Raw genomic sequence first — 3,301 nt, forward strand, 5'->3', positions numbered from 1 at the left:
TATTGCGCATCAATTGTTACCTATCGCAAACAAAGGAAACTCTGACTGGGGTTACGCATGGATTCCAGTAGTAGCACCAATGATTGGTGGAGCTATCGCAGCATTACTTTACATTGTAATTGTCTAACCTATAATCAACAAGAAGTCTTACATCTCTACAACTAGTTTGTAGAGATGTAAGGCTTTTTTTGAAAAAATTAAGAAATTAAATCTAGTAATTTTATTTTTGTAAGAGATATTTTTAGTTAAGAAAAAAATAAGAATATCTGTACCATCTAGCTTTTTTTAAAAGATTGATTTATAATGAGCTATAATTTAAGTGAGCAAAACTAAAGGAGAAAAATACATGATTGATTTGCATTGCCATATTTTACCAGGTATAGATGATGGGGCAAAAGATATGGAAGATTCTATGGATATGGCGCGTAAAGCTGTAGCCGAAGGAATCACACATATTTTAGCGTCACCCCATTATAAAAATGGACATTGGGATAATGAAAAACAAGATATTTTGAGTTTAGTCGATGAAGTGCAGCAAGAACTAGATGCCAGAGATATTCCACTAACAATTTTTCCTGGACAAGAAGTTCGCATCAATGGAGAATTTTTTGAAGAGGTTGAAGAAGATAAAATTCAATTTATTGATGAAAGAAATCAATATGTTTTAATCGAGTTTCCAACACCGACGATTCCTCAATATGCTGAAACACTTTTCTTTGAAATGCAAAGAGAGGGCATCACACCGATCATTGTTCATCCAGAAAGGAATTATGCGATATTGAAAGACCCTAATCTATTGCTGTCTTTTGTTGAAAAAGGGGCTTTGGCGCAAGTAACGGCTGCTAGTTACACTGGGGGATTTGGCAAAGAGATTCAAAAAGTCAGTAAGCAGTTGATTGAAGCCAATCTAGTGCATTTTATTGCTTCTGATGCACACAATGTCGGTTCACGTTCTTTTCATATGAAAGAGGCTTATCAAAAATTAGAAAAAGAGTTCGGTCCTGAAAAAGCTTCCGAATACCATCAAGTCACTAAAGACTTGATCAACGGGGAACCCATTTATACTGCAACACCTCAACCAATAAAAAAAGCTAAATTTTTAGGGTTATTTTAGTGGGGAAATTATAGATTTAAGAATAATAGTTCAGTAGCCAAAAAAAGCGGTTATTGCATTTGATGTAATGAGCGTTTTTTTTGGTGCGTTTAGGGAAATGCAGTGCTATGAGCAAACTGAAATTTCATTTAAAAGCAAATAAGTTAGGGTTGTAGGCTATTGTTTAAAAAAAAGCAACTATATAAAGAGTCGGAGATTTGCCTTATTTTAAGATAGTAAATCATGGTATACTGCATTCATTAATAAGGTGGAGGATTCGATTATGAAACAAAAAAAGAAACTACATCAAAAAAATTCAACATTTGGAATAGTGATTTTGTTAATGGCTATTTTTATTATCTTTTTTAATATTGCCAAAGAAAATCATACTTTAGCTCAGAAGAATGAAAATTATAAATTATCAGATACATATCGGAATGAAAGCTTGTTAGACCGTGCGATGTTTGTGACTGAACGCGATGACGAGGTAACAATCGCTGTTCTAGGCAGCAGTGTGACATTTGGCAAAGGTGCTACTGAAGATCAACCTGTGTGGGGTGATTTACTGGAAGCTGATTTAAATGGGATGGATGGAATTAATGCTAAAGTGATCAATCATGGCTACAGCGGTTACAGTACTGCTGATCTGATTTCAAGGGAAAAAATTGAGGCAGTCGTGAAAGACAAACCGGATATCATTATTTTTGAATTGTGTTTGATCAATAATAATCGCTATCCGCAAAATGATATCAATCAAACAAAACTAGATATTCAATGGATCATGGATCGTTTCAGTGAGGAATTGCCCGATACTTTAGTTATACTGCAAACAGCAAATCCTACTATTTACAATGATGTATTCTTGGAAGATGGTAAAGTAACTTATGATGAATACAATAATGAAATTTCTGAATTTATCACAACGCAACAATGGCCATTTATTGATACCTATCATTTGATGCAAACCAAAATGGAAGACCAAAATCTAACTATTGAAGAAATTTTGGATGATAATGTCCATCCCAACGGAGTTGGCTATGGCTTGTGGTTCGAATTGTTGAAAGAGAGATTGAATATGCCGGTGAAGGAACTTCATTAAGAATAAAAGAGTAACGCAAAGAGGCAGCCATTTTTATGGCTGCTTTTTTAGTTTGAGCGTTCATTTATTTCTAGCACCAGTTATGTGTAGTATGATCAATTGCATCTTCATCAAATGAAATGCTTCTTCATCAGGCAACGCCATCCGTTTGTCCAAAGCTTCTATGGCACGTAAATAGTTTGATTTGTTCCGCTTTTTGATTACTATCATAAAGTTCGCCTCCTCTTTATTTAAAGTACGCAAAAAATAAGAGGACAATTCAAGGGTTCATAAACTAGAACTAGATAGTGAATCTGTATGTGTACTTAATTTATCAAGGTATATCTTCTATTTTTTAATAGTTGTAAAGTAAATTGGTTGTTCGGGATTTTTATTTCGATTTATGGTTTTTTATATTGAAATAAAATTCCAGTTAAGTTATACTCTATTGAAAGGGGATACATAACTAGTATAAGACTTTGATAAGGAGGATAGCAATAGAAGATAGGTTGGAATCTTGATATACGAATACTAAAGTATCCTTAGCAAAAATTCAATTCAATTCGATAGTAGGAGGCAGAAAGATGAAAGTTATTATGGTTTGTTCAGGTGGAATGTCAAGTGCAATTGTGGTTAAAGCAATCAAAGCGGAAGCTGCAAAACAAGATTTTGATTTGGATATGATCGCAGTAGGGTCTGGAGCAGTAGAAGATGCATTGAAAGAGGAAGACTACAAATTGTTATTGGTAGCACCTCAAGTGAAACACCAATTTGCGACATTTGAAAAATATGCAAATGAAAACGGTGTACCGATTGAAAAAGTTGAACCTATGGGCTATACACCGATTGGAGCGCCTAAAACACTAGAGTTGATTAAGAAATACCGTTAATCTTTTACTTAAGTTTTGCACTTGTTTATTATTTTGAATCATAAAGGAGAGTAAATATGACGAATTTTTTGAATTGGCTTGAAACGAAATTCATGCCGCCATTAGCTAAGTTATCGGAACAAAAACATTTAAAAGCTATCCGTGATGGAGTTATCTCGACATTATCTTTAATTATTATTGGGTGTTTCTTCTTAGTTATTGGAAATCCACCAATCGCGTCTTGGGCTGAAGCAATTGCAC

At 34.1% G+C, this 3,301-nt stretch carries 4 protein-coding genes and 2 pseudogenes; 5 read left to right on the forward strand and 1 reads right to left on the reverse strand.

From position 1 onward, the window contains the following. From ABS911_RS14775 to ABS911_RS14785, 3 genes and pseudogenes are all read left to right on the forward strand, one after another. Window positions 1-127, forward strand: a pseudogene (locus ABS911_RS14775) (aquaporin); the annotation flags it as partial. 219 nt (window positions 128-346) lie between these two features. Next, window positions 347-1,114, forward strand: a complete 768-nt coding sequence (locus ABS911_RS14780) for a tyrosine-protein phosphatase (protein WP_350453530.1) — start codon at window positions 347-349, stop codon at window positions 1,112-1,114. Between the two features lie 262 nt (window positions 1,115-1,376). Further along, window positions 1,377-2,192: an SGNH/GDSL hydrolase family protein gene (locus tag ABS911_RS14785; protein ID WP_350468190.1), complete on the forward strand. Its 816-nt coding sequence runs from the start codon at window positions 1,377-1,379 to the stop codon at window positions 2,190-2,192. Between the two features lie 60 nt (window positions 2,193-2,252). Here ABS911_RS14785 and ABS911_RS14790 read toward each other — a convergent pair whose 3' ends face one another. After that, the gene (locus ABS911_RS14790; protein ID WP_350453528.1) at window positions 2,253-2,402 is read right to left on the reverse strand and encodes a hypothetical protein; all 150 of its coding nucleotides are present in this window, start codon (window positions 2,400-2,402) and stop codon (window positions 2,253-2,255) included. 353 nt (window positions 2,403-2,755) lie between these two features. Between ABS911_RS14790 and ABS911_RS14795 the strand changes: the two genes are divergently transcribed. Beyond that, window positions 2,756-3,061 carry a PTS sugar transporter subunit IIB gene (locus ABS911_RS14795; RefSeq protein WP_350453527.1) on the forward strand — a complete coding sequence of 102 codons (306 nt, stop codon included), beginning with the start codon at window positions 2,756-2,758 and terminating at the stop codon, window positions 3,059-3,061. A 56-nt stretch (window positions 3,062-3,117) separates the two neighbouring features. Beyond that, window positions 3,118-3,301: pseudogene (locus ABS911_RS14800) on the forward strand (PTS sugar transporter subunit IIC); the annotation flags it as partial.

It is taken from the genome of Carnobacterium sp., from assembly GCF_040274425.1.